23 protein-coding genes are annotated in these 20178 nt (G+C 74.2%); all 23 read left to right on the top strand.

The genetic code is table 11. The features are described from left to right. The first annotated feature begins 237 nt into the window (after window positions 1–237). The 23 genes from Q8R60_18835 to Q8R60_18725 all read left to right on the top strand — a co-directional run bounded on the left by Q8R60_18835 (window position 238) and on the right by Q8R60_18725 (window position 20178). The gene (locus tag Q8R60_18835) at window positions 238–741 is read left to right on the top strand and encodes a hypothetical protein (protein ID MDP3714526.1); all 504 of its coding nucleotides are present in this window, start codon (window positions 238–240) and stop codon (window positions 739–741) included. Next, window positions 742–2088 carry a flagellar hook-associated protein FlgK gene (gene flgK, locus Q8R60_18830; GenBank protein MDP3714525.1) on the top strand — a complete coding sequence of 449 codons (1347 nt, stop codon included), beginning with the start codon at window positions 742–744 and terminating at the stop codon, window positions 2086–2088. 3 nt (window positions 2089–2091) lie between these two features. Further along, window positions 2092–2979, top strand: a complete 888-nt coding sequence (flgL, locus tag Q8R60_18825; protein ID MDP3714524.1) for a flagellar hook-associated protein FlgL — start codon at window positions 2092–2094, stop codon at window positions 2977–2979. Next, a complete protein-coding gene (locus tag Q8R60_18820; protein ID MDP3714523.1) occupies window positions 2976–4523 on the top strand; it encodes a glycosyltransferase in 1548 nt (515 codons plus the stop codon). The genes flgL and Q8R60_18820 overlap by 4 nt, the downstream gene beginning before the upstream one ends. Before the next feature lie 60 nt (window positions 4524–4583). After that, window positions 4584–5381: a flagellin gene (locus tag Q8R60_18815; GenBank protein MDP3714522.1), complete on the top strand. Its 798-nt coding sequence runs from the start codon at window positions 4584–4586 to the stop codon at window positions 5379–5381. A 151-nt stretch (window positions 5382–5532) separates the two neighbouring features. After that, window positions 5533–6342: a flagellin gene (locus Q8R60_18810; protein ID MDP3714521.1), complete on the top strand. Its 810-nt coding sequence runs from the start codon at window positions 5533–5535 to the stop codon at window positions 6340–6342. Window positions 6343–6454: 112 nt separating this feature from the next. After that, window positions 6455–8272, top strand: coding sequence for a flagellar filament capping protein FliD (fliD, locus tag Q8R60_18805; protein ID MDP3714520.1), 1818 nt, complete (start codon window positions 6455–6457; stop codon window positions 8270–8272). A gap of 80 nt (window positions 8273–8352) precedes the next feature. Beyond that, on the top strand, window positions 8353–8742 hold the full coding sequence (gene fliS, locus Q8R60_18800) for a flagellar export chaperone FliS (protein ID MDP3714519.1): 390 nt from the start codon (window positions 8353–8355) through the stop codon (window positions 8740–8742). Beyond that, on the top strand, window positions 8700–8981 hold the full coding sequence (locus tag Q8R60_18795) for a hypothetical protein (GenBank protein ID MDP3714518.1): 282 nt from the start codon (window positions 8700–8702) through the stop codon (window positions 8979–8981). The genes fliS and Q8R60_18795 overlap by 43 nt, the downstream gene beginning before the upstream one ends. A 171-nt stretch (window positions 8982–9152) precedes the next feature. Next, entirely contained in the window at window positions 9153–9491 is a 339-nt protein-coding gene (locus Q8R60_18790; protein ID MDP3714517.1) for a hypothetical protein, read from the top strand. Continuing rightward, window positions 9488–9886: a flagellar basal body rod protein FlgC gene (gene flgC, locus Q8R60_18785; GenBank protein MDP3714516.1), complete on the top strand. Its 399-nt coding sequence runs from the start codon at window positions 9488–9490 to the stop codon at window positions 9884–9886. Before Q8R60_18790 ends, flgC begins: the two co-directional genes overlap by 4 nt. Next, entirely contained in the window at window positions 9883–10164 is a 282-nt protein-coding gene (gene fliE / locus Q8R60_18780) for a flagellar hook-basal body complex protein FliE (GenBank protein MDP3714515.1), read from the top strand. The genes flgC and fliE overlap by 4 nt, the downstream gene beginning before the upstream one ends. After that, window positions 10164–11711 (top strand): flagellar basal-body MS-ring/collar protein FliF, encoded by a 1548-nt coding sequence (gene fliF, locus Q8R60_18775; GenBank protein ID MDP3714514.1) that lies wholly within the window; start codon window positions 10164–10166, stop codon window positions 11709–11711. Before fliE ends, fliF begins: the two co-directional genes overlap by 1 nt. Further along, on the top strand, window positions 11708–12706 hold the full coding sequence (locus tag Q8R60_18770; GenBank protein ID MDP3714513.1) for a FliG C-terminal domain-containing protein: 999 nt from the start codon (window positions 11708–11710) through the stop codon (window positions 12704–12706). The genes fliF and Q8R60_18770 overlap by 4 nt, the downstream gene beginning before the upstream one ends. Further along, window positions 12703–13290, top strand: a complete 588-nt coding sequence (locus Q8R60_18765; protein ID MDP3714512.1) for a FliH/SctL family protein — start codon at window positions 12703–12705, stop codon at window positions 13288–13290. Before Q8R60_18770 ends, Q8R60_18765 begins: the two co-directional genes overlap by 4 nt. After that, a complete protein-coding gene (locus tag Q8R60_18760) occupies window positions 13287–14573 on the top strand; it encodes a FliI/YscN family ATPase (GenBank protein ID MDP3714511.1) in 1287 nt (428 codons plus the stop codon). The genes Q8R60_18765 and Q8R60_18760 overlap by 4 nt, the downstream gene beginning before the upstream one ends. Continuing rightward, window positions 14570–14974 carry a flagellar FliJ family protein gene (locus Q8R60_18755; protein ID MDP3714510.1) on the top strand — a complete coding sequence of 135 codons (405 nt, stop codon included), beginning with the start codon at window positions 14570–14572 and terminating at the stop codon, window positions 14972–14974. Before Q8R60_18760 ends, Q8R60_18755 begins: the two co-directional genes overlap by 4 nt. Continuing rightward, on the top strand, window positions 14971–16047 hold the full coding sequence (locus Q8R60_18750) for an NlpC/P60 family protein (protein ID MDP3714509.1): 1077 nt from the start codon (window positions 14971–14973) through the stop codon (window positions 16045–16047). The genes Q8R60_18755 and Q8R60_18750 overlap by 4 nt, the downstream gene beginning before the upstream one ends. Continuing rightward, entirely contained in the window at window positions 16044–17603 is a 1560-nt protein-coding gene (locus Q8R60_18745) for a hypothetical protein (GenBank protein MDP3714508.1), read from the top strand. Before Q8R60_18750 ends, Q8R60_18745 begins: the two co-directional genes overlap by 4 nt. Before the next feature lie 10 nt (window positions 17604–17613). Next, window positions 17614–18024 (top strand): flagellar hook capping FlgD N-terminal domain-containing protein, encoded by a 411-nt coding sequence (locus Q8R60_18740; GenBank protein MDP3714507.1) that lies wholly within the window; start codon window positions 17614–17616, stop codon window positions 18022–18024. A 100-nt stretch (window positions 18025–18124) separates the two neighbouring features. Then, on the top strand, window positions 18125–18982 hold the full coding sequence (locus Q8R60_18735; GenBank protein ID MDP3714506.1) for a flagellar hook-basal body complex protein: 858 nt from the start codon (window positions 18125–18127) through the stop codon (window positions 18980–18982). Between the two features lie 105 nt (window positions 18983–19087). After that, window positions 19088–19390 (top strand): flagellar FlbD family protein, encoded by a 303-nt coding sequence (locus Q8R60_18730; protein MDP3714505.1) that lies wholly within the window; start codon window positions 19088–19090, stop codon window positions 19388–19390. A gap of 2 nt (window positions 19391–19392) precedes the next feature. After that, complete coding sequence (locus Q8R60_18725) at window positions 19393–20178, top strand: MotA/TolQ/ExbB proton channel family protein (GenBank protein ID MDP3714504.1); 786 nt, start codon at window positions 19393–19395, stop codon at window positions 20176–20178.

Raw genomic sequence — 20178 nt, 5'->3', positions numbered from 1 at the left:
ACGACGCGCTCTCACGCGGCGTCGATGGTCAAGGTGGTCTCGGCACGGTCCCGGCGTCGCGGTGCCCATCGGACGCGGACGCGGTGCGCTGAGCGCCCGACCGGGCCAGCCGGGCATGGCCCGGAAGGACCGCCCCGACCGGGTAGCGGGCCACCTGAAGCGCCCGGACGGGCGACTCTGCACTGCACGGCTCACATCCGGCGGCGTCCGCCGATGGGTGTCCCGAGGAGGTGGCCCATGGACGCGCTGGCGGCATTGCTGACCCGTGAGCGGCTGCTCGTGGAGCTGGTCGTGTTCAAGCTGGTCGAGCTGCGCCAGCTGCTGCTCGCCGGGGAGACGCGCTTCCTCCCCTGGGCCAGCGAGGAGGTCGAGCGCGCCGTGCGCGCGGTGCGGGTCCTCGAGGTCGAACGGGCCGTCGCGGTGCAGTCGGTCGCTGCGGCCCGCGGTCTGAGCGCCGATCACGGCGCGGAGCCGTCGCTGTCAGACCTCGTCGCCGACGCCCCCGAGCCGTGGCGCACCGTGCTGGCCGATGCCCAGACCGGGCTGCGCCGCGGCGCCGAGGAGATCACCGAGCTGCTCATCGCGACCCGACGCCTCGCCGAGGCCGGCTCGCGCAGCCTCGCCGACACGCTCCAGCGCCTCGACGGCCGGGGCGACAGCGAGCAGGAGGCGGTCCCGACCGCCTACGGCCGGGGCTGGTCGACCGGCGACCCGGCCCCGCGCGTGGAGCAGAGCCTCTAGATGTCGTTCTCGAGCCTGGGCATCGGCGCGTCGGCGCTTCAGGCGGCGCAGCGCGCCGTCGAGGTCGCCGCGCACAACGTCGCCAACAGCGGCACCGCCGGCTTCACCCGGCAGCGGCTGGAGGTCAGCACGTCGACCCCCACACCGGGTACGGCGGGAATGCGCGGTGACGGTCAGCGCGGCACCGGCGTCACCGTCTTGTCGGTGGAGCGGCTGCGCGACCGGCTCGCCGACGTGGCCTTCCGCAGCGAGGCCTCCATCACGGGCGCGGCGACCGCACGGAGCAGTGCCCTGGACCGCGCAGAGAGCGTGCTGGGGCCCTACGCCGAGGGCACCCCGGAGGCGCTGTCGCGCTTCTTCGCCGCGTGGGACCAGCTGTCTCTGACGCCGCAGGACCCGGCCACCCGCGCCAGCGTGCTCGCGGCGGGCGCCGACCTCGCCGCGGGCCTCCGCAGCAGCGCGGAGGAGCTAGACGCCGTCGTCGGCGAGGTCACCCAGCGCATCGACGACCAGACCCAGGAGGCCGACGGGCTGCTCGGCCTGGTCGCGACCCTCAACCAGACGATCGCCGACGCGACCAGCTCGGGCCAGAACCCCAACGACCTCTACGACCAGCGCGACAACGCCCTCGACCGGTTGAGCCAGCTGCTCGGGACACGCGTCGTGCCGGGCGACGACCAGACCGTCGAGGTCTGGCTCGGTGACACCCGTCTGGTGTCGCGCGGCACCAGCGAGGGGCTGGCGATGGGCGCCGGACCGACCCTCACGACCGCGACCGGCGCACCGCTGTCGCCGCGCGGTGAGGTCGGCGGCTACCTGAGCGTCGTCAAGGTGGACCTCCCGTCGTACCGGAGCCAGCTCGACGCCCTGGCACTCGGCCTGCGTGACGCGGTCAACGCCATCCACCAGCAGGGCTTCGACCGCAACGGTGCCGCCGGCGGCGACTTCTTCAGCGCGACGAGCGCGGGCGACCTCGACCTGCGGGCCGGGCTGACGGGAGACGAGGTCGCCGCGTCGGCCACGGGAGCAGCGGCGGACGGCAACGGCGCGATCGCGATGGCGCGGCTGCGCACCACCGCAGCCGTGGGGGGTGCGACCGTGGGCGACGCGGCGCGGGCCTTCGCCGGCCGCGTCGGCCAGGCCGCCAGCGACGCCGCCCGATCCGCACGGGCCGCCGAGCTCGGGCTCGGCAGCGCGGCGCAGACCCGCGCCAGCCTCAACGGCGTCAACGTCGACGAGGAGATGGTCGACCTCGTCCGGTACCAGCACAGCTACGAGGCCGCGGCGAAGGTCATCGCGATCGTCGACGAGATGCTCGACACGCTCATCAACCGGATGGGGAGGTAACCCGTGCGCGTCAGCTCTAGCAGCGCCTACCTGCAGACGGTCCAGGGCCTCGGCGGCGCGCTCGGCCGCGTCCAGGACGTGTCCCGACAGCTGTCCTCAGGCAAGCGCATCAACAGCTGGTCCGAAGACGCGCCGTCGGCGACGGCTGCCGGGCGCTACCGCGCGCAGGAGGCCGACTGGCAGTCCTTCCGCCGGGTCGCGACCGACGCGCGGGGCTGGCTCGACACCGCCGACGGAGCCCTGCAGTCGATGTCGACCCTCATGACCAGGGTCCGCTCGCTGGCGACCTCCGCGGTCAACGGCGGGCTCTCCGCCGACGGCCGCGAGGCGATCGCCGCCGAGATCGACCAGCTGCGCAGCGAGCTCAAGGACCTCGCGTCGACCCGTCACCTGGGCCGACCGCTGTTCGCGGGTTTCGGCCAGGCCGCGCTCGCCACCGCGCCCGACGGGACCGTCAGCTACGCCGGCGACGGCGGGGTCGTGCAGCGCCAGGTCAGCCCGACCATCACCCTCCAGATCAACGTCGACGGAGCGGACCTGCTCGGCTTCAGCGCCGGCGAGGACGCCTTCGCGACGCTGACGTCGCTGTCGGCCGCGGTGCGGGCCGGGGACGCCACGGCGACCAGGGCGAGCTCGGTCGCGGTGGACCGCGGTCAGGACCGGGTGCTGCGGGCACTTGCGCAGGTGGGCGCGACGGCCAACCGGGTCTCGGCTGCCGACAGCGCCGGGGCGGTCGCCGGTGAGGACCTCGCCGCCCGCCGCAGCGAGCTCGAGGACGTCGACCTGGCCGCCGCCGTGCTGACGCTCAACTCCGCGCAGTCGGGCTACGAGGCCGCGCTCGGCGCAGCGAGCCGGGCCAACCTGCCGTCACTCGCGTCGTTCCTGAGGTGACGCCACCGGCGACGGTCGTCCTCGTCGTCACCCGGCCCGACCAGGTCGCGGCCGCGGTCGAGCACCTGCAGACGACCTGGCCCGCGGACGCCGACGCAGAACTGGTGACCGTCTCGGCCGGCGCTGTCGGACCGGCGGTGGCGGCGGCAGTCGGCCCGGACACGGCGGTCGCGGTCGTCGCGGACGACGAGCGACCCGTCGACCTGCAACCCGTCGACGCGGCGACCCGCGCGGCCAGGGCCGACGCGCTCCTGCTGGCCACCACCGCCGCCGCGTGGCGTGCACTGGCGACCGCGCCGCCGCTCCCCGTCGCCGCGCCCGAGCTCAGCGCCGTCCTCATCGTGCGCGACGAGCAGGAGCGGCTTCCTCTGTGCCTGGCGTCCCTGCGCGACGTCGTCGACGAGGTCGTCGTCGCCGACACCGGCTCGCTCGACGGCACGGTCGCCATCGCGGTCGCGATGGGCGCCCGGGTCGTGCACATCCCCTGGACCGACGACTTCGCGGCCGCCCGCAACGCAGCGCTCGAGCACGCGCGCAGCGACTGGGTGCTCCACATCGACGCCGACGAGGTGGTCGCCGCGGTGGACGTCCCCGCCCTGCGGTCTGCCCTCGGCACCGGTGACGGCCTGGTCTCGCAGGTCCACCACCTCGGTGCCGACGGCCGGACCGTCCAGCGCCGCACCACGGTGTTCCGGCGCAGTCGGCTGCGCTGGGTCGGCCGGGTCCACGAGCACCTGGAGCCGGTGGGCCCCCCTGCAGACCTGCGGGCGCTGCCGGGGCTGCTCCTGGAGCACAGCGGTCACCTGCCGGAGGTCCTGCGCGCCAAGGGGACCGCGGCGCGCAACGCCAGGCTCGCGCAGCTGCAGGCCCGCGACGAGCCGGGCTGGCGCAGCGCCTTCGAGCTGGCGCGGGCGCTGCACGGGCAGGCCAGGCGCACGGACGCGGTCGCGGCGTACCTCTCCTGCCTGGCCCAGCTGCCCGACGCCGAGCGGGTGGTGCGCACGCTGTGCCACCGGGCGCTCGCCCAGGTGGCCGTGCACGCCGACGACGCGGAGACGGCGGAGCGGCACGCCCGGCTGGCCCTGGCGCTCGCGCCCGGCGACAGCCCCAGCCGGACCGCGCTGGCTGCAGCCCTGCACGCCGGTGGTGACCACGACGGCGCGCTCGAGGTGCTCGACGCGCCGCTGCCGGACCGTCTGCCGCAGGGGCTGCCGAGCCAGGAAGGCAGCGCGTCCGCCGACGCGGTACGGGCCGACTGCGAGATCGCGCTGCTGGCCGCCTCGAGGCCCCGCGACGTCGTCGTGCAGCTGGCCGGGGACCTGGAGACGAGCGCGCCGCGACGGGCACTGGCCGTCTGGCGGACCGTCGACGGCGACGACGGCGCCCGCGGCCGGGCGCGCTGCCTCGCGGCGCTCGGCCGCCTCGAGGCAGCGCGACGACACCTCGCCCGTGTCGCTGACGTCGACGAGCTGGACCGCGACCTCGCCCAGGCCCTGGGGACCACCCTGTCGGGTAAGGGGGACGAGCCACTCCCGACCCGATGAGTGTTGTAGCCGCGGCACGGATGCCACGGCGGCACGACCAACACGGACGGGAGAAGCACCATGTCTCTGAGGGTGAACACCAACACCGCAGCGATGAACGCCTATCGGAACCTCACGGTCACCGAGGGGCAGATGGGCAAGAGCCTCGAGAAGCTGTCCTCGGGGTTCCGCATCAACCGCGCAGCAGACGACGCCGCCGGCCTCGTCAACAGCGAGAAGCTGCGCTCGCAGGTCAACGGCCTGAAGGTCGCGAGCCGCAACGCCCAGGACGGCGTCTCGGTCGCGCAGACGGCTGAGGGCGCGCTCAACGAGGTCCACTCGGTCCTGCAGCGCATGCGCGACCTGGCCGTCCAGAAGTCCAACGCGGGCGGCAACTCGACGGCGGCCAACACCGCTCTCGACGACGAGTACGCCGAGCTCGCCGCGGAGGTCGGCCGGATCGGCACCAGCACGAAGTTCAACGGCCAGACCCTGCTGGACGGCGCCTACTCCGGCACCTTCCAGGTCGGGGCCGACGACAGCGACACGATCAGCCTCGCCGTCACGCTCGACCTCGGCGCGGTGGAGACCGCCCTGGGCACCACGGCCGGCACCATCGCCACCGTCGACACCCAGATCGACGCCGTCTCCGCCGCCCGCGGGAAGATCGGTGCGACCCAGAACCGCATCGAGCACACCATCGCCAACCTGGGCGTCGCCGTCGAGAACCTCTCGGCGTCGGAGAGCCGGGTGCGCGACACCGACGTCGCGCAGGAGATGACGGCGTTCAGCCGCAGCCAGATCCTGTCCCAGGCGGGCACCGCCATGCTGGCCCAGGCCAACAGCTCGTCGCAGGGCGTCCTGTCGCTCCTGCGCTAGCCGCGTACGACGAACGGCCGGTCCCCTGAGCGGGCCGGCCGTTCGCGCGTCACCCGGTCAGGTGACTCCACTCCCGCGAGGACCCCCGATAGGGACCGTGCCCGGCACGGATGCGGGGCGGTCAGACACCTCTACGGATGGGAGCACCACCATGTCGCTTCGCGTGAACACCAACATCGCGGCGATGAACGCCTACCGCAACCTCAGCGTCACCGAGGGGCAGATGGGCAAGAGCCTGGAGAAGCTGTCCTCCGGGTACCGCATCAACCGGGCAGCCGACGACGCGGCCGGTCTCGTCAACAGCGAGAAGCTGCGCTCGCAGGTCAACGGTCACAAGGTCGCCGTCCGCAACTCCCAGGACGGCGTCTCGGTCGCGCAGACCGCAGAAGGCGCCCTCAACGAGGTCCACGCCGTCCTGCAGCGCATGCGCGACCTCGCCGTCCAGAAGGCCAACAGCGGTGGCAACAGCACCGCCTCGGGAACCGCTCTGGACGACGAGTACAAGGAGCTCGCCTCGGAGATCACCCGGGTGGGGACCAGCACCAAGTTCAACGGGCTGACCCTGCTCGACGGCTCCTACAGCGGCGCGTTCCAGGTCGGTGCCGACGACAGCGACACCGTCAGCCTCGCGATCACCCTCGACCTGGGGGCCGTCGCCACGGCTCTCGGTGCCGGCACCACGGGCATCACGAACATCGCCGACGTCGACACGCAGATCGACGCGGTGAGCGCGGCCCGAGGCAAGATCGGTGCGACCCAGAACCGCCTGGAGCACACCATCGCCAACCTCGGCGTGACGATCGAGAACCTCTCGGCGTCGGAGAGCCGCGTGCGCGACACCGACGTGGCGCAGGAGATGACCACCTTCTCCCGCAACCAGATCCTCAGCCAGGCCGGTACCGCGATGCTCGCCCAGGCCAACCAGTCCTCGCAGGGCGTCCTCAGCCTCCTGCGCGGCTAGTAGCCAGCACCAGACAGCACCACCGCCCACTCCTGCCGCGGCGGCGATCCGGACCCCGGTCGCCGCCGCGGCAGGCGGGCAGCAGCACCGACAGCAGGGGAGGTGAGGACCGGTGGCGTCCATCGGAGGGCTGGGCTCGGGCCTCGACACCGAGTCGATCGTCAACCAGCTCATGTCGGCCGAGCGCTCCAACCAGAGCCGCTACAACACGCTGCGCCTGTCGGCGCTGTCGCGCCAGACCGCCTGGGCCGACCTCGCCGGCCGGCTCTCCTCACTGCGCACCGCCGCCGACGCGCTGTCGACGCCGACCAAGGTGGCCGGCTCCGTCGCGTCCTCGAGCGACAGCACCAGCATCACCGCGACCGCGGCAGCGGGCGCGCAGCTCGGCAGCGTCGGGCTCATCGTGCGCTCGCTCGCGGCCGCTCAGCAGCTCTCCTCCTCCGCCCTGCCAGGAGCCACCAGCCTCGTCGGTGCCGGTAGCGCCCTGGTGAGCGCGGGGACGTCGGGGATCGGTCTCACCGGCCTGACCGCCGACGGGACCGCGACGACCGGGCGCCACGCCGTGGTCGTGACCCAGTCCTCCGCGGCCGCGACCGCCACCGGCACGACCGCTCCCCCGCTGGACTCCGGTGGCGAGCTGATGATCACGTTGGCCGACGGCTCCACCCGCTCGGCGACGCTGCAGGCGTCCTACGCCAGCGTCGACGCGCTCGCCACCGACCTCGGTGCCGCGCTCGGTCCGGACGTCACCGTGGCGGTCGTGTCCGGGCGGCTCGCGGTATCTACCCGCGCCGAGGGCTCCGCCGTGACGCTCGCGGTCAGCGGGTCTGCGGCCGCCGCCCTCGGCCTCGACGGAGCGACGGCCACGGGGACCGACGGCAAGCTGACCGTGGACGGTGGCACCGAGCAGGTGCTGACCGCGCTCGACGGCAGCGGCTCCTACTCGACCGGCGGCCTCACCCTCTCGCTCGGGACCTCGCTGCGCGCCGGTACGGCCACCGCCGTGGTCGTGCGCACCGACGCCACGACCACCGCGCAGCAGCTCGCCGCCGAGCTCGCCGTCGCCGGGTCGCCGGTGTCGGCGAGCGTGGTGGACCTGCGCGACGGCAGCGCCGCCCCGTCGCGGCTCGTCCTCACGGCGGCGGCGACCGGCAGTGCAGGTGCGCTCACCATCACCAGCAGCGGCATCGCCGCGCTCGAGAGCGGCCTGTCCACGGTCCGTGCGGCATCGGACGCGGTGCTCGAGATGGGTGGGCTCACGGTCCGTCGCAGCAGCAACACCGTCACCGACCTCGTCCCCGGTGTGACCCTCAACCTCGTCAAGGCGGCGCCCGTCGGGGGCACCGCCGAGACCACTGTCGCGGTGACCCGCGACGTCCCCGGTCTGGTGAGCCGCACGAAGGCGCTCGTCGACGCAGCCAACTCCCTCATCAACGGCGTCAGCACCCAGACCAAGCAGGGCACCGGCGGCGCGAAGGGCGGGCCGCTCGCGAGCGACTCGAGCGCGCGGAGCCTGACGTCGGGGCTGTTCGTGCTGGCCTCGACCGCGACTTCGGCCACGGACAAGAAGGCACTCAGCCAGATCGGCATCACGGTCACCCGCCAGGGCACCTTCACCCTCGACGACACGGTGCTGTCCAAGGCGGTCGCCGACGACCCCGACGGTGTCGCCGCCCTGCTCTCGGGCTTTGCGAAGTCGGTTGCCGACGCCGCGAAGCGGGACGGGACGGGCGAAGGGTTCGTCGTGACGGCCCGCAACGCCGCGGGCACCGAGGCCGGCAGCCGCCAGAAGCAGATGGACGCGATGGACTCGCGCCTCCGGACCACGGAGGCCCGCTACCGCCGCCAGTTCTCCCAGCTCGACGTGATGATGAACGCCCTGCGCAGCCAGTCGGCCCGGCTCAACGCGCAGATCGGCGGTCTCGCCTGATCGGGCGAACGACCCCGTCGGCACCCCGCCGATGGGCACCTGCGGACCACGGACGGTTCGCCGCCGAGGAAGGACCCTCCATGGACATCGCCGCAGCAGCCTCCGAGCGCTACCTGGTCGACCGCGTCATGACCGCGAGCCCCGCGGAGCTCACCGCCATGCTGTACGACGCTGCCGTCGGTGCGCTGCGCTCCGCCCAGCGACTGCAGGGCGAGCAGCAGCACCTCGCCGCGCTCCCCCGCATCCAGAAGGCCCAGGACATCGTGCTGGAGCTGCGCAGCACCCTCAACCACGACGCGGGCGACCTCGCGAGCCACCTCGACGCGCTCTACACCTGGTGCTGGACCCGGCTGCTCGATGCCTCGACGGCGCGGGGCGGCACCGGCATCGCCGACGCGCTGGAGGTCCTGGCCCCGCTGCAGGAGGCGTGGCGGGCGTCCTGCTGCACCCTCACCGCGCGGGCGTCCTGATGCACGGCGACGGCTGGGACGATCACCTCGACGCCCTCGACGCCTGGGCCGCCGCAGTCGTCGCCGGCGCGCGCACGGGCGCCTCCACCCTCCCCGTCCCGACCGGCGGACCGGAGGGCGGCGTACCCCCTCGGCTGCGACTGCGCGCCCTCGCCGTCGTGGCCCGCATGGACGAGGCGGAGCGCGCCGTCGCCGCCCAGCGAACCCAGCTCGAGCGCGAGCGCGCCTACTCCGCCTGACTCCTCGACGGGGACGGGGCGGGCCATGTCGTGATGGCCCGTACGGGTGGTCTCGGGAGATGACCCTGACGGTCCGTCATCACACGGTCACAGGGACCGATGGTCGAGCAACACGGACGGCACCGCGCACCCACGGCAGGGACCCTGCGCACCTCATGCGAGGTGAGCCGCATGTTCGACGACAGAGTCTCGGGAGCGCTCGAGCGCGCCCTCGACGGCGTCGCGCTGCGCCAGCGCGTGACGTCGCAGAACATCGCCAACGCGATGACTCCCGGCTACCGCGCCCAGCGCGTCGAGTTCGAGAGCAGCCTGTCCGCGGCGCTCGCGGCAGGCCGTCCGCGTGAGGCCTCCTTCGAGGTCGTCGACGGCGGAGGCCAGGCCCGCGAGGACGGCAACACCGTCGAGCTCGAGTCCGAGGCGACGTCGCTGATGCGCTCCGGGCTGCAGTACGAGGCGCTCGTGCAGGCCGCCAACTACCGCCACGCCATCCTGCGGGCGGCGATCCGATGAGCATGTTCGGCGCCCTCGACGCCGCGGCCAGCGGGGTCACCCTCGGCCGCACCTGGATGGAGGCGGTCTCCGACAACGTCGCCAACGTCGACACGGTGCGCCCCGCGGGCGAGGAGCCGTTCCGTGCGCGCCTCGTCGTCGCGCAGGCGCGCACCGGCCAGGCCGGCGTCGACGTCACTGGCATCGAGGTCGCCGGTGGCGCACCCGACGTCGTCTTCGACCCCGACAACCCGCTCGCCGACGCGGAGGGCTACGTGACCCGCCCCAAGGTCGACCTGTCGCAGGAGATGACGCACCTGCTCATGGCGAGCCGGCTCTACCAGGCGAACCTCTCGGTGATGACCCAGGCGCGCGACGCCTACCGCACCGCCCTGCGCATCGGGACGCAGTCGTGAGCATCGGGCCGGTCGGCGCAACCCCCTTCGTCCCGCCGACGATCAGCAGTGGGCCTGCCGCCGCGACCGGCGGCGGCTTCGCCGAGAGCCTGCAGTCGGTCAGCAAGCTCACCAACAAGGCCGACGGCCTGGCCGCCGGCGTCGCCACCGGCGAGCTGCAGGACGTCCACCAGTTCACCGCCGCCGCCGCCAAGGCCCAGCTCGGCGTCGAGCTCACCGTCGCGCTGCGCAACCGCGCCGTCGAGGCCTACCAGGAGATCATGAGGATGCAGGTCTGATGCCCGCTGTCGACGTCAACGCCCTGCGCACCCGAGCCCTCGGTGTCCTCAAGGGCTTCTCGCCCTCGCAGCTCGTCATCATCGGGCTGCTCGGTGTGGTCGCCGTCGTGGGTGGGAGCGCCTTCGTGCGGTGGGCCAGCGCCCCGACGTACTCCGTGCTCCTCGCCGGCCTCGAGGCCGAGGACGCCGCGGCGGTCACCGACCACCTCGAGGCGGCCGGGGTGCCCTACCAGCTGACCGGCGGCGGGAGCACCGTGCTGGTCCCGAAGGACGCCGTGCAGCAGCAGCGCCTCGATGTGGCGGCCGCGGGCCTGCCCGCCGGCAAGACCCAGGGCGGCTGGGCAGCCTTCGACGAGAAGGGCCTCACGTCGTCGTCGTTCCAGCAGCAGGTCGCCTACCAGCGCGGCCTCGAGGCGACACTGGCGTCGTCGCTCACCGAGATCGACGGCGTGCGCAGCGCCCAGGTCCACCTCGCCCTGCCGGAGAAGCGGCTGTTCACCGAGGACGCCGAGGCGGCCCGTGCGTCAGTCCTCGTCGACAGCGGCTCGACGCTGCCCGAGGACACCGTCGACGCCATCACCCACCTGGTCGCCTCCGCGGTCCCGGGTCTCGCCCCCGGTGACGTCAGCGTCACCGACTCGACCGGCTCACTGCTCACGGCCGACGGCGGCAGCGGTGGCGACCGCGCCCTCCAGGAGCGGCAGGCCTACGAGGACGCCCTCGCCGCGCGGGTCGACTCGATGTTCGCCACGCTCGTCGGTCCGGGCCGCGCGGTCGTCCGCGTCAGCGCCGACATCGACCGCTCCGACACCACGATCGACCGCGAGACCTTCGACAAGGACGGCACGGCCGTGCTCTCGTCCGACACCACCTCCGAGACCTACACGACCGCGCCGGGAGCGATCGCCGCCGGTGCGGTGGGCCAGCCCACGCCGTCACCCTCGGCGAGCGGCGACAGCGGCTACGCCAAGTCGCAGACGTCGACCGTCAACGGCGTCTCGCGCACCGTCACCCACGAGCTCGTGGCCCCAGGCGGTGTGAAGCGGCTCAGCGTCGCGGTCGCCGTCGACCGCAACGCCAAGAACGCCCCGTCCGTCGCAGAGATCACGTCGCTGGTGTCGGCCGCCGTCGGCCTCGACCCGTCCCGGGGCGACACCATCGCCGTCACGACGCCGTCGTTCCTGCTCCCCGAGGAGGCGACGACAGAGGCCGCCGCTGCGGGCGCCTCGATCACCGACCAGGCCCAGGCGTACGCCGGACCGGCGCTCGGTGCGCTGCTCCTGCTGCTCGTCGCGGGCGGACTGCTCCGCACCGTCAAGCGGGCTGCCACCAGCGAGGTCCCCGCCGACCAGCTCACCGCGGCCATCGAGGGAGCACGCAGCGGAGCCCGCGGCCTGCCCGCCGGGACGCCCGCGGCGCTTCCGATCGGCGCGGTGCCGGCACCGAGGTCGGACGGCGACCTCATGACCCGGCTCGACGACAGCACCGACGAGGTGACCGGCCTGCTGCGCGGGTGGCTGGCCAACGCGGGGACGGGTGAGCGGTGACGGCACTGCAGACCGGCACCCCCACGGGGCGCCGCAAGGCGGCCGTCGCGCTCGTCGCCCTCGGGCCCGAGCGGGGCGCGGCGGTCCTGCGCGGCCTCGACGAGGACGAGGTCAAGCTGCTGGCCGCCGAGGTCGCCCGGCTCGGACCGGTCAGCCCGGACGAGGTCCGCAGCACGCTGTCCGAGCTGGTCCGCGGGCTCGACGGCATCGACCTCCTGCCCGCCCCCGGCAAGCGCTTCGCGCAGGACCTGCTCGTGCGGGCTCTGGGCCCCGAGCGCGGTGCGCTGGCCGCGGCCGAGCTCGACGTGCCGGCGCCCTTCGCCTGGCTGTCCGAGGCCGACCCCGACGCGGCCGCCACGGCGCTGTCGACGGAGCCGGCCGGTGCGGTCGCCCTCGCGCTCGCCCACCTCGACCCGCGGACAGCCGCCCAGCTGCTGGTCCGGCTCCCCGACGACGCGCGCCCCCGGGTGGCCGCGCGGATCGCTGCTCTCGGCGCGGTCCACCCCGACAGCGTCCGGCAGGTCGAGGCGGGGCTGCGCGCCCGGGTCGCCGACGTGCTGCGCTCCGACGTCAGGCGGCTGGAGGGCCCCGAGCTGCTCGCGGGCGTGCTCGCGAAGGCCGGTCGAGACGCCTCGCGTGACCTCCTGCAGGCGCTGTCCGAGGCCTCCCCCGAGCTGGCCGAGCGCACCCGCGAGGCGCTGTTCACCTTCGACGACGTCTGCGCGCTCGAGGCGCGCGCCATGCAGGTCCTGCTGCGCGGCGTCGACACCCGCGAGCTCGCCGTCGCGCTCTCCACGTCGCCCGAGCACACCCGCGGCCGGGTGCTCGCCAACCTGTCCGAGCGCGCGCGAGAGACGCTCGTCGAGGAGATGGAGCTGCTGCGCGGGGTGCGCTCCTCCGAGGTCACCGAGGCCCGCGGCGCGATCGTCGCGACCGCGCGCCGCCTCGAGGAGGAGGGCGCCATCGTGCTCGTGCGCCCGGGGGACGACGAGTGACGCAGTTCCTGAAGGCCCGCGACGTCGTGGCCGAGCGCACCTCGGGCGACCAGCTGCGCGCCGCCGCGCTCGCCGCCGAGCAGCTGCGGCAGGACGCGCTGGCATCGGCGTTCGCCACCGGCTTCGACGCCGGCCGCGCTGCGGCGCTCGAGGAGGGCGCCGGCGCCACGCTGCGTGCCGCCGCGGCGCTGGAGCTGCTCGCCACGCAGGCCTCCCGACTGCACGCCGAGGAGGTCGACGCCTCCAGCCGCGCCGTGCTCGCCTCCGCCCTCGATCTCACCGAGTGGGTGCTGCGCCACGAGCTGCCCGGCTCGAGCCGCAGCCTTCTTGCCCGGCTCGGAGAGGCCTCGCAGGCGCTGCTGCCCAGCCCCACCACCCGGATCCTGGTCTCGCGCGCCGACGCTCAGGCGGTCCGCGGCTGGGCCGCCGGCCGGGCCGGCGTCGAGGTCGTCGTCGACGACGCGCTCGCACCCGGTGACGCGTCGTTCGACACCGAGGCCGGCAGCGTCGACGTGTCCGTGGCCGCTGCCCTGCGCATCGCGGCCGAGACCCTTGGGGTCGACCCGGCCCGGGGGGTCCAGTGAGCATCACCGACCAGCTGTCCCACGTGCTGCCGCTTCGCCCCACCGGCCGGGTCTCGCGCGTCGTCGGGCTGGAGGCCGAGTGCCGCGGGCTGCGCGGTGCCCTCGGCGACGTCGTCGCGATCTCGGTCGGGGAGCGCCGCGTGCCCGCCCAGGTCGTCGCGGTCCGCGAGGACGCGCTGCTGCTTGCCCCCTACGGCGACCTGGAGGGCGTCTCCCCCGGCGCCCCCGTCGAGCCGACCGGCGCGGGGCTGCGGATGCGGGTCGGTCCCGACCTCGCCGGCCGGGTGCTCGACGCCCTCGGCCGACCCATCGACGGCGGGCCTGCCCTCACCGGCCGGCTCACCGGGCTCGACGGTGCCGTGCCCCACCCGCTCAAGCGCCAGCGCATCACCGAGCCGCTCCCCCTCGGGGTCCGGTGCCTCGACACGATGACCCCCTGCGGCCGCGGCCAGCGGGTCGGCATCTTCGCCGGCTCGGGCGTCGGCAAGTCCACGCTGCTCGGGATGATGGCGCGCGGCACGAAGGCCGACGTCGTGGTCGTCGGCCTGGTCGGGGAGCGTGGCCGCGAGGTCCGCGAGTTCCTCGAGGACGACCTCGGGGCGCACGGCCGCGACCGGGTCACCTGCGTCGTCGCAACGTCCGACGAGCCGCCTCTCATGCGGCTGCGCGCCGCCTACACCGCGACGCGGATCGCCGAGCACTACCGCGACGAGGGCGCCGATGTGCTGCTGCTCGTCGACTCCCTGACCCGCTTCGCGATGGCCCGGCGCGAGATCGGCCTGGCCGCCGGCGAGCCGCCCGCGACCCGCGGCTACCCGCCCTCGGTCTTCGCCGAGCTGCCGAAGCTGCTCGAGCGCGCCGGTCCCGCCGAGCGCGGCACCATCACTGCTCTCTACACCGTGCTCGTCGAGGGCGACGACATGAACGACCCCGTCGCCGACCACGCCCGCTCCATCCTCGACGGCCACGTCGTGCTGTCCCGGCGGCTCGCCGCCGAGGGCCACTTCCCCACCGTCGACGTCCTCGAGTCGGTCTCCCGGCTCGCCTCCAAGGTGACCCCCAAGCCACGACTCGAGCTCGCCGCCCGGATGCGCCGACTGCTCGCCGCCGCGGCGTCGGCCAAGGACCTCGTGGAGATCGGCGCCTACGCCCATGGCAGCGACCCGCTGGTCGACGAGGCCCTGGCCCGCAAGGAGCTGCTCACGTCGTTCCTGCGCCAGCCGGTGGACGAGGTCGCCGACTCGGAGCGCTCCTGGGAGCAACTCTCGCAGGTGCTGTCGTGAGCCGCCGCCTCACCACCGTCCTGCGCGTCGCGGCGCTGCAGCAGACCGTGGCCCGCGGGGCGGTCGGAGCCGCACAGGCAGCGGTGCGGGAGGCCGAGCGGGAGCACACCGACGCGCGCGCCCGGCTCGAGGCCACGACGCTGACCGGTGGGTCCGTCGCCGACCTGCTCGCGAGCGGGACGGTCGTCGCCGCCCGCGCCGCATCCGTGCTCGCCACCGACCGCGCGGTGACCGACGCCGCGGCCGCCCGCGACGAAGCCCTCGCCCGGTGGACCGAGCTGCGCCGCCGCCAGCGGCTGCTCGAGGAGCTGCACGCCCGCCAGCGCGCGGAGGACGACGCGGCCCGCGAGCGCGCCGCCCAGCGGCTCGCCGACGACATGTCCGCGGGGCGGCGACCATGAGCCTGTCCGAGGTGCAGGCCCGCACCCAGGCGATCGAGGCGCGACTGCGCTCCCTCGCGGGCGCTCCGACCCAGGCAGGCGGGACCCTCGGCACCGCGATCACGGGTACGACGACGACCGGATCCGCCCCGTCCTTCGCGAGCGAGCTGCGGTCCGCCACGCCGACCGCCACGCCGACCGCCACGCCCACCGGTCCGTCCGGTGCGGCCGGACCGACGACGCGCTGGTCCCACCCGCGGGCGAGCGCCGCGGCGACCGGCGAACGAGCCGTCGCGCTCGCCTCGCAGCACCTCGGCACGCCCTACGTCTGGGGTGGCGAGTCCCCCGGCGGCTTCGACTGCTCCGGGCTCGTGCAGTGGACCTACGCCCAGCTCGGTGTCGACCTCCCCCGGGTGTCCAACGACCAGGCCCGCGCCGGGCGCGAGGTCAGCGCTGCCGAGGCCCGGCCGGGCGACCTGGTCTTCTTCGAGCGCGGCAAGGTCGACCACATCGGCATCTATGCCGGGGCCGGCACCTGGATCGTCGCGCCGAAGACCGGGGACGTCGTCAAGGTCGCGCCCGTCGACCTGTCCAAGGCGACGACGATCCGCCGGGTCCTGCCCGACGACGCAGCCGTGCCGGCAGCCTCCCGCGCCGGCTCCCCGACCGCAGGCGCCTCGTGGGCCGCAGGGCTGCCCGCGAGCGGCCGCCGCTTCGCCGACGACATCGCGACCGCCGCCACCGAGACCGGCGTCGACCCGCGGCTGCTGTCGGCTGTCGCCTGGTCGGAGTCCGGCTTCAACCCCTCGGCCCGCTCCTCCGCGGGTGCGCAGGGCCTCATGCAGCTCATGCCCCGCACCGCCCAGGGACTCGGCGTCGACCCCCTCGACCCCGCGCAGGCGCTGCGTGGCGGCGGCCGCTACCTCGCCCAGCAGCTGTCCGCGTTCGGCGGCTCGGTCGAGCTCGCGCTCGCGGCCTACAACGCCGGCCCGACCGCGGTCCGCAAGCACGGTGGGATCCCGCCGTACGACGAGACCCGCCGCTACGTCACGACCGTGCTCGACCGCTACCGCTCCCTCGGAGGCGCCGCATGACCGTCACCGCCACACCCCCCGCCCCGGGCACGACCGGCGCCGCCGGGCGGGCGGGCCGTCCCAGCCCGTCACCGAACGGGTTCGGGCACCTGCTCGACGAGGCGACCGCGCCGTTCGCACCTCCCGGCGCCGACCCCGCACCCGCCGGCCCCTCCACGCAGGGCCTCCAGCACGGTCGCCGCACCGGGCACGCCCGCCACACCCCACCGACCGAGGACGCCGTTCCACCCGGCCAGCGCGTCCCGACCGGTGAGGATCCGACCTCCCCCGTGGGCACCGACCTTGTCACCGCCGCGGACACACCGGACGACCCCGCGCCGGAGGGCGCCGCCATGGGCGACACCGCGCTCGACGACATCGCGCTCGACGACATCGCTCTGGGGACAGCACCGACGCCGGTCGTCGCACTCACGCCGACCCCCGTCGAGGACCCGTCCGGCAACACCGTCGCTCCCACCGTCGCTCCCACTGTCGCCCCCACTGCTGCCACGGTCCCCACGAGCAGCGCCCCGATCCCGAGCACTGATGCGGCGGCCGCGGCCGCACCGTCCCCGGCGATCCCGGCCGCGATCCCTCCCGCGATCCCTGCCGCGAACCCGGCTGCAGACGCGGCCGACCCCCAGCAGGCACCCGTCCCCGCCGCGGGTACGCCAGCCCCGACCCTCCCGGCTCCTGCCGCCCCGATCGCCGTCGCCCTCCCCACTACTGCCCCCACAGTCGCGCTCGCCACGACGGTCACCCACGCACCCGCGCCCGCCGACGCAGCACCGGCGACCACGGCGCCGGCCAACGCAACACCGGCTACGACCAGCCCCGGGGGATCGCCAGCCCGAGGCACGGTGGACAGCGCGGTCGAGCCAGCACTCGGGGCGAGCCGGTCCGACCCGGCGCTGTCCACCGACCCGTTCCGGCCCACCGGGTCCGCGGACAGCACCCCCGCGACCCCCGCGACCCCAGCGACCCCAGCGACCCCCGCGACCCCCGCGACGCCCGCGGAGTCCGCCGCCCCGGCTACCCCGGCCACGCCGTCAACGCCGGCCGTCCCCCCGCCGCTGGCCGGCCCCACCGTCGCGGCCACGCCCGCCCAGCCAGCCCTACCGTCGCCCGACCTCGGGTCGGTGCGCCCGGCGATGGCCGAGCTCGCCCGCGGCCTGCAGCTGCAGGGCGGTGGTCGGGCCAGCCTCGTCGTGCGTCTCGACGGGGTCGACGGCGCTGCCGTGCTGGTGCGGCTCACCGTGCGACCTGGCCGGGCCGGCGGTCACGTCGACGTCAGCCTGCGGACCGCCGACGCCGCTGCGGTCGGCGCGCTCACGGCCGCCGCTCACGACGTACGCGCTCTGCTCTCCGGCCAGGGCCTGGAGCTCGCTGCCTTCGACGTGACGCACGGCGACGCGCAACCCGGCCAGGGACACAGCAACGGCCACAGCAACGGCGGCGAGCAGCGGGACGAGACGCGACCGGCACCCGATCGGGCGACTCCCGGCCGGATCACCACTGCCGATGGGGCCGTGCGAGTCACGGACGACGCGCCGTCCCGTCCCGGGACCTGGCTCTAGGAGTCCTCACGTGACCACACCCATCAGCGCCGTCGGTGCCACCACCGGCCCCCGCGAGACCGGCAGCGCGTCCGACGCGCTCGACAAGGACGCGTTCATGAAGCTGCTCGTTGCGCAGCTGAAGTACCAGAACCCCATGGCTCCTGCCGACGGCCAGCAGTACATGAGCCAGATGGCCGTCTTCGCCCAGGTCGAGAAGCTCGAGCAGCTCGTCACCGCCCAGCAGGAGCAGTCCGCGTGGCAGCACCGGATCGCCGCCGAGGGCCTCGTCGGGCGCACCGTCACCGGTCTCGACGACACCGCCGGCAGCGTGACCGGCGTCGTCCGCAGCGTCGTCCACGACACCACCGGCAGCCACCTCGTGCTCGCCGACGGCACCGAGGTCGACCCCGACTCCGTCACCCGGGTCACCCAGGCCTAGACCCGCGCACGACCACGAAAGTCCCTGCAGCACCGCCTCCCCAGGACGGGGAGCGCTCCCGGCCAGGACGGCCTCCCACCCCCACCAGGAGGACCGTCCCATGATGCGCTCGATGTTCGCCGGAGTCTCCGGCATGCGCTCCCACCAGATGATGATGGACGTCATCGGCGACAACATCGCCAACGTCAACACGAGCGGCTACAAGTCGAGCCGCGTCGTCTTCCAGGACACGCTGTCGCAGATGATGCGCGACGGCGCGGCGGGCACCGCCGCCACCGGCTCGACCAACCCCTCGCAGGTCGGACTCGGCGTGAAGGTCAACGCGGTGGACACCGTCGTCACCCAGGGCGCCATCCAGAACACCGGTCGCCCCACCGACCTGGCCATCCAGGGGCCCGGCTACTTCGTCGTCTCGGTGGAGGGGCAGACCGCGTACAGCCGCGCGGGCTCCTTCGGTCTCGACGACACCGGTCGCGTCGTCGACCCCTCGGGTGCGGTGCTGCAGGGCTGGCTGGCCAACCCCGACGGCACGCTCGGCGACACGACAGCCGCGCCAGTCGGGCTGTCGGTGCCGGACTCCTTCACCGACGCGACCGGCACCTACGACCTGCGGTCGTTCGCGATCGGTTCCGACGGCGTCCTCACGGCGGTCTACTCCGACGGCACGCCCCGCTCGGTGGGCCAGATCGCCCTGGCGTCGTTCAGCAACCCGGCCGGTCTCACCAAGAACGGCGACGGTCATCTACTGCTCGGCCCCGCCGCCGGGCCGGCGCAGGTCGGGGCCGCCGGCAGCGGTGACCGCGGCTCGCTCGCCACGGGTGCCCTCGAGATGAGCAACGTCGACCTGGCACAGGAGTTCACCAACCTCATGATCGCCCAGCGCGGCTTCCAGGCGAACAGCCGGATCATCAGCGCCAGCGACGAGCTGCTACAGGAGCTGGTGAACCTCAAGCGGTAGCCCCTCCTCAACACCGCCCCCCCGCCGCCGATGGGCAGGGGCGCGGGCAGGACGCCGGCGCGCGGGCCCCCGGGTCCGCTCTCCCCTCAGGAGGAGGGCCGCGCCATGATCAGGCTGACGCGCCTCAACGGCAGCGAGATGTACCTCAACGCCGATCTCGTGGCGACGGTCGAGTCGCACCACGACACAGTCGTCACCCTCGTCGACGGCAAGACCTACGTGGTCGCGGAGCGGGCCGAGGACGTCGTGAACGCCGTGACGACCTACCGCGCCTCGGTGCTCGCCGTCGCCGAGCAGCTCGTCGCGGAGCACCACGACCCCGACCACAGCCCCAGCGCGACGTCGGACGGCGTCGCGCAGCTGCTGGTGCTGCGCCCCGAGGGCATCGACTCCGTCGGGGGGCGGTAGCGATGGAGGTCGCGACCCCTGCCGGCATCCTGTTCGCCGTCATCGCGATCGGTGCCGCCTTCATCCTCGAGGGCGGCAGCCCGATGGTCGCCTTCAGCAACCCTGCGGCCATCATCATCATCATCGGCGGCACCGTCGGCGTCGGCATCGCGAGCAACCGGATGAGCGACATCGGGCCCGGCACCAAGGCCACCCTGAAGATGCTGCTGCCGGGCAAGAAGGTCGACTCCGCGGCCGCGGTCACCGAGATGATGGAGTTCGCCGACATCGCCCGTCGCGACGGCCTGCTCGCACTCGAGGAGAAGGCCAAGCAGGTGGAAGACCCCTTCATGAAGCGGGGGCTGGAGCTGGTCATCGACGGAACCGACTCCGACGAGGTCGCCGCTGTCCTCGAGGCCGACATCGCCGCGATGAAGGAGCGCCACAAGGTCGCCGCGAAGTTCCACATGGACTGCGGCACCTACGCACCCGCGATCGGCATCGTCGGCTGCGTCCTCGGTCTCACGCTGGCACTGAGCCACATGGAGGACCCGGGGAAGATGGGGCACGCCATCGCCGCCGCCTTCATCGCGACGCTGTGGGGCATCGGCATCGCCAACTGCTTCTTCATGCCGATCGCCAACAAGATGAAGCGGGCCTCGAGCATCGAGGTCGCGCACCGCTACATGCTCGTCGAGGGCATCCTCGCCATCCAGGCCGGCGTCAGCCCGCGTGCGGTCGGCGAGAAGCTGAAGAGCCACCTCGCCCCGAAGGTCCGGGCCGGAATGGAAGAGAAGAAGGCGGCCTGA

The sequence above is a fragment of the Mycobacteriales bacterium genome (assembly GCA_030697205.1).
In the GTDB taxonomy this organism is placed as follows: Bacteria; Actinomycetota; Actinomycetes; order Mycobacteriales; family SCTD01; genus JAUYQP01.
The sequence above is the reverse complement of the archived record's forward strand: the minus strand, read 5'-3'. Positions and strand labels throughout refer to the sequence as shown.